This is a genomic window from Streptomyces ipomoeae 91-03 (assembly GCF_000317595.1).
Taxonomy (GTDB): Bacteria; Actinomycetota; Actinomycetes; order Streptomycetales; family Streptomycetaceae; genus Streptomyces; species Streptomyces ipomoeae.
The window spans coordinates 1-4,767 of the sequence record NZ_AEJC01000670.1; the positions used below are offsets into that span (position 1 = coordinate 1).

At 69.8% G+C, this 4,767-nt stretch carries 4 protein-coding genes and 1 pseudogene; 3 read left to right on the forward strand and 2 right to left on the reverse strand.

The window, feature by feature from the left end:
• Window positions 1-21: 21 nt before the first annotated feature.
• Together argF and STRIP9103_RS44125 are read right to left on the reverse strand one after the other, a co-directional pair.
• Window positions 22-1,029 (reverse strand): ornithine carbamoyltransferase, encoded by a 1,008-nt coding sequence (argF, locus tag STRIP9103_RS44120; protein WP_009342788.1) that lies wholly within the window; start codon window positions 1,027-1,029, stop codon window positions 22-24.
• Window positions 1,030-1,120: 91 nt separating this feature from the next.
• Window positions 1,121-2,344, reverse strand: coding sequence for an arginine deiminase (locus tag STRIP9103_RS44125; RefSeq protein WP_009342792.1), 1,224 nt, complete (start codon window positions 2,342-2,344; stop codon window positions 1,121-1,123).
• A gap of 170 nt (window positions 2,345-2,514) precedes the next feature.
• Here STRIP9103_RS44125 and STRIP9103_RS44130 point away from each other — a divergent pair, with 170 nt between their 5' ends.
• The 3 genes and pseudogenes from STRIP9103_RS44130 to STRIP9103_RS44140 all read left to right on the forward strand — a co-directional run bounded on the left by STRIP9103_RS44130 (window position 2,515) and on the right by STRIP9103_RS44140 (window position 4,542).
• Window positions 2,515-3,633, forward strand: a complete 1,119-nt coding sequence (locus STRIP9103_RS44130; protein WP_009342790.1) for an SPFH domain-containing protein — start codon at window positions 2,515-2,517, stop codon at window positions 3,631-3,633.
• A pseudogene (locus STRIP9103_RS52655) lies at window positions 3,630-4,202 on the forward strand (hypothetical protein); the annotation flags it as partial. The gene STRIP9103_RS44130 and the pseudogene STRIP9103_RS52655, both read left to right, overlap by 4 nt.
• The gene (locus tag STRIP9103_RS44140; RefSeq protein WP_234022457.1) at window positions 4,117-4,542 is read left to right on the forward strand and encodes a levansucrase; all 426 of its coding nucleotides are present in this window, start codon (window positions 4,117-4,119) and stop codon (window positions 4,540-4,542) included. The pseudogene STRIP9103_RS52655 and the gene STRIP9103_RS44140, both read left to right, overlap by 86 nt.
• Window positions 4,543-4,767: the final 225 nt, after the last annotated feature.

Genomic DNA, 4,767 nt, shown 5'->3' on the forward strand with positions numbered 1-4,767 from the left:
TCGCCCCCGGGCTCTTGGGCGTCAGGCCAACGTCGCCACCAGGATCGCCTTGATCGTGTGGAGGCGGTTCTCGGCCTCGTCGAAGACGACCGAGTGGGGGGACTCGAAGACCTCGTCGGTGACTTCGAGGGAGGTGAGGCCATGACGTTCATGTATCTCGCGGCCGACCTTCGTGCCGAGGTCGTGGAAGGCCGGGAGGCAGTGGAGGAACTTGACGTCGGGGTTGCCGGTGGCGTCCAGGACGTCCATGGTCACGGCGTACGGGGAGAGGGCGCCGATGCGCTCGTCCCAGACCTCCTTGGGCTCGCCCATCGACACCCAGACGTCGGTGGCGACGAAGTCGGCGCCCTGGACGCCCTCGTGGATGTTCTCGGTGAGGGTGATGCGCGCGCCGCTGATCTCGGCGAGCTTGGAGGCGTGGGTGACGATCTCCTCGGCGGGCCAGTAGGCCTGGGGGGCGACGATGCGGACGTCCATGCCGAGGAGGGCGCCGGTGACCAGGTAGGAGTTGCCCATGTTGAAGCGGGCGTCACCGAGGTAGGCGAAGGCGATCTCATCGAGCGGCTTGTCGCTGTGCTCGGTCATGGTCATCACGTCGGCGAGCATCTGGGTGGGGTGCCAGTCGTCGGTGAGGCCGTTGTAGACGGGCACCCCGGCATGGGCGGCCAGTTCCTCGACGTTGGCCTGACTGTCCCCGCGGAACTCGATCGCGTCGAACATCCGCCCGAGCACCCGTGCCGTGTCCCGGACCGACTCCTTGTGCCCCATCTGCGAGCCGGAGGGGTCGAGGTAGGTGGTCCGGGCGCCCTGGTCGGCCGCGGCGACCTCGAACGCGCAGCGCGTGCGCGTCGAGGTCTTCTCGAAGATCAGGGCGATGTTCTTGCCGCGCAGGTACTGGGTCTCCGTCCCTGCCTTCTTGGCCGCCTTCAGCTCCACGGCCAGCTCGATCAGCCCGCGGAACTCCTCCGCGGTGAAGTCCAGCTCCTTGAGGAAATGGCGCCCGGCGAGGGCGTGAGGGACAGTCGCCATGGGGGCGCTCCTGGGGTGATGACGGCAGGGACAGCGAAGACAGCAGGGACAGCGTAAGAAGGACTGGAAGTCTATACGACGTTCCACATTTCTATACGGGCGCCCTCTCCACCGGACAGCTCATGCAGCGCGGTCCGCCCCTCCCCCGGCCCAGCTCGCTGCCCGGGATCTCGATTACCTCGATGCCCTGTTTGCGCAGATGCGTATTGGTGGTGGAGTTGCGTTCGTAGGCGACGACGACGCCGGGCTCGACGGCGAGGACGTTGCAGCCGTCGTCCCACTGTTCGCGTTCGGCGGCGTGGACGTCCTGGGTGGCGGTCAGGACGCGGATCTCGCTGAGGCCGAGGGCGGCGGCGATGGCGCGGTGCATGTGCTCCGGCGGATGGTCGGTGACCTTGAGTTCCTTCTCCCCGACGCCCGGTTCGATGGTGTACGAGCGGAGCATGCCGAGGCCCGCGTACTGGGTGAAGGTGTCGCCGTCGACCATCGTCATCACGGTGTCGAGGTGCATGAAGGCGCGCCGCTTGGGCATGTCGAGCGCCACGATCGTCTCGGCCGACCCGGCGGCGAACAGCTTGTGGGCGAGCATCTCGACCGCCTGCGGGGTGGTGCGCTCGCTCATGCCGATGAGGACGGCACCGTTGCCGATGACGAGGACGTCGCCGCCCTCGATGGTGGACGGATAGTCGGCCTGCCCCTCCGACCAGACGTGGAACGTTTCGCCGCGGAAGAGGGGGTGGTGCCGGTAGATCGCCTCGAAGTGGACCGTCTCGCGCTGACGGGCCGGCCAGCGCATGGCGTTGATGGAGACCCCGTCGTAGATCCAGGCGGAGGTGTCGCGGGTGAAGAGGTGGTTGGGGAGGGGGTCGAGGAGGAACTCGTCGAGCTCCATGACATGGAAGCGCACGGAGGCCGGCTCCATGTGTGCGTCCAGGAACTCGCGCTTGGTCATACCGCCGATCAGGGCCTCGACGAGTTCACCGAGGGGCAGGGACTCGAAGGCCGCCCTGAGATGGTCCGTGGCGAGCGGACCGTACTCCTTCTCGTCGAAGACCCGGTCGAGGACGAGCTCCCGGGCCCGAGGGATCTGCATGACGTCGGTGAGGAGGTCGCCGAAGAGGTGGACGGCGACGCCGCGGTCGCGCAGTACGTCCGCGAAGCCGTCGTGCTCGGCGCGCGCCCGGCGCACCCACAGCACGTCATCGAAGAGCAGCGCGTCCTTGTTGCTGGGGGTGAGCCTTTTGAGCTCGAGATCCGGCCGGTGAAGGATGACGCGGCGCAGCCGCCCGGCCTCGGAGTCGACATGGAATCCCATGCCTTCATCCTGACCATTCGGGCGCGTGTTCACCCTCCGGCCGGCCGGATCGGATCGACGGGTTCCTTCATTTCGTCCCCTTGACGATAAGAGGGTCGAGTCATTATCGTCTAAGTGACGCGAACACGTCTGTGGCGCACCATCGCACAGCACCACGAGGGGGACCATTCATGGCCGACATCACCAGGCGGCTCGGCTGGCGGCATCTGCGCGGTGCGCCCACCGCGCACATCCGTCATCACCGTTCCGGGCGGCTTGTGCACGACGGCCCGGGGCTGAGCTTCTGGTACCGGTCGCTGACCGCCGCGCTGTCGGAGATCCCGGTGGACGACCGGGAGTTGGCGATGACCTTTCACGCCCGTACGTCCGACTTCCAGGACGTGGCGGTGCAGGCGACGGTGACATACCGGATCAGCGAGCCGGCGACCGCCGCCACCCGGCTGGACTTCTCCATCGACCCCGACACCGGGGTCTGGCGGGGTGCGCCGCTGGAGCAGTTGGCGACGCTGCTGACGGAGACGGCTCAGCAGCACGCGCTGGACGTCCTGGCCCGTACGTCGCTGTCCTCGGCCCTGGTCGACGGGGTCGCGGCGGTACGGGAACGGGTGGCGAGCGGGCTGGCGGCCGAGCCGCGGCTGCCGGCCACCGGGATCGAGATCGTGGCCGTACGCGTGGTGGCGCTGCGGCCCGAGCCCGAGGTGGAGCGGGCGCTGCGGACGCCCGCGCGGGAGCAGATCCAACAGGAGGCGGACCGGGCGACGTACGAGCGGCGGGCCGTGGCCGTCGAGCGGGAGCGGGCCATCGCCGAGAACGAGCTGGCCAGCCAGATCGAACTCGCCCGGCGCGAGGAGCGGTTGGTCGAGCAGCGGGGGACGAACGCGCGGCGGGAGGCGGAGGAGAAGGCCGCCGCCGACGCGGTGAAGGCGGAGGCCGAGGCGGCGCGGACGGTACGGCTGACCGAGGCGGAGGCGACGCGGACCGTGAAGCTCGCCGAGGCCGAGGCCGCGCGCGGCGTCAAGCTCGCCGAGGCGGAGGCAGAGCGTCGGACTCGGCTCGCGGAGGCCGAGGCCCGGGCCGAGCGCACGGTCGGGGCGGCGCGGGCCGAGGCGCAGGCGGCGTGGCTGCGGGTGCACGGCGAGGTGGACGCGGCGACCCTGCACGCGCTCACCGGGACACGGCTCGCGGAGAATCTGCCGCGCATCGAAAGCGTGACCGTGTCGCCCGACGTCCTGACGGGGCTGCTGGCGAAGCTCGGCGGTGGCGCGGGTGCCTCCGGGAACCCCGCGTGAGTCTCGCGCCACGGGTGGTGCTGGTCCATCGCACCACCGAGTACGAGGAGCTGGTGGCCCGGCACGGTACGCACGGGCAGGCCGCCTTCTTTCTACGGTCCCGGGGGCGGGACATCGAGGACGTGGCCGAGCGGCATCGGCGGGAGCGCCGGGCGCTGGCCGAGGTCACGTCCTCGGTTCCGCTGACCTGGCGTCAGGCACGGGTGGAGCGGGGGGACTTGGACCGTTTCCTGTTCGCGCCCGAGGACGTCGTGGTCGTCGTCGGGCAGGACGGGCTGGTGGCCAATGTCGCCAAGTACCTCGCGGGGCAGCCGGTGGTGGGGATCAACCCCGATCCCGGGCGCAATCCGGGGGTGCTGGTGCGGCATCGGCCCGCGCGGGCGGGGAAGTTGCTGGCCTCCTCGCTGCGACAGGGGTGTCAGGTCGATGAGTTGACCATGGTCGAGGCCGTCGCCGACGACACGCAGCGGCTGGTGGCCCTCAATGAGATCTACCTCGGCGCGGCGGGGCATCAGACCGCCCGGTACCGCCTGGGACTTCAAGTGGAAATGGATGGCGACGAAGCTGCACCTGTTCACGGTGGCGGCGGCCCTCCCCGAGATAACCATCCCGACGATCGAGGCCTTCACCGACCAGGTGCTGACGTACGCGAAGAAGACCAAGGGCGGTATGCCGGCCGGGCTGCAGAGCGGCATCGCCGCGTTCCCCGTGCTGGTCAGCGACCGGGTGGACCCGGCGGCCGTACGGTGGGCGGAGGCCCAGCAGCGCCAGAAGTGGGCCTGTATGGCCCGTCCCGTCGTGGTCGACAGCGCTCAGCAGTACGTCGGCACCTATCGCGGCACCCCGGCCATCGGCCTCATCTACTCCTCGTACTTCGAACAGAAGGCCATGCGCTACTTCTACGGCTGACCCCGGAGGGCGGCACTCCGGTACGGCCGGCCCCGGGGCCGCACCACCAGGGCGGCGCTACCGGGGCTGCGCTACCGGGGCTGCGCTCCGGCCGGACCATGACCTGCGGCCGTATTCCGTGAACCGGCCTCCGGCGGGACACTGCTGGCGGCGCGCCAGTGGTCGGTCGGGGAGGACGAGCGGTGGAGAGTGTTGTTGTCCTGTCGTTGCTGCCGGTCGCGGTCG

Coding starts and splice junctions, on each gene's coding strand:
- argF (WP_009342788.1), bottom strand. CDS start 1,029: ATGGCGACTGTCCCTCACGCCCTCGCCGGGCGCCATTTCCTCAAGGAG.
- STRIP9103_RS44125 (WP_009342792.1), bottom strand. CDS start 2,344: ATGGGATTCCATGTCGACTCCGAGGCCGGGCGGCTGCGCCGCGTCATC.
- STRIP9103_RS44130 (WP_009342790.1), top strand. CDS start 2,515: ATGGCCGACATCACCAGGCGGCTCGGCTGGCGGCATCTGCGCGGTGCG.
- STRIP9103_RS44140 (WP_234022457.1), top strand. CDS start 4,117: ATGAGATCTACCTCGGCGCGGCGGGGCATCAGACCGCCCGGTACCGCC.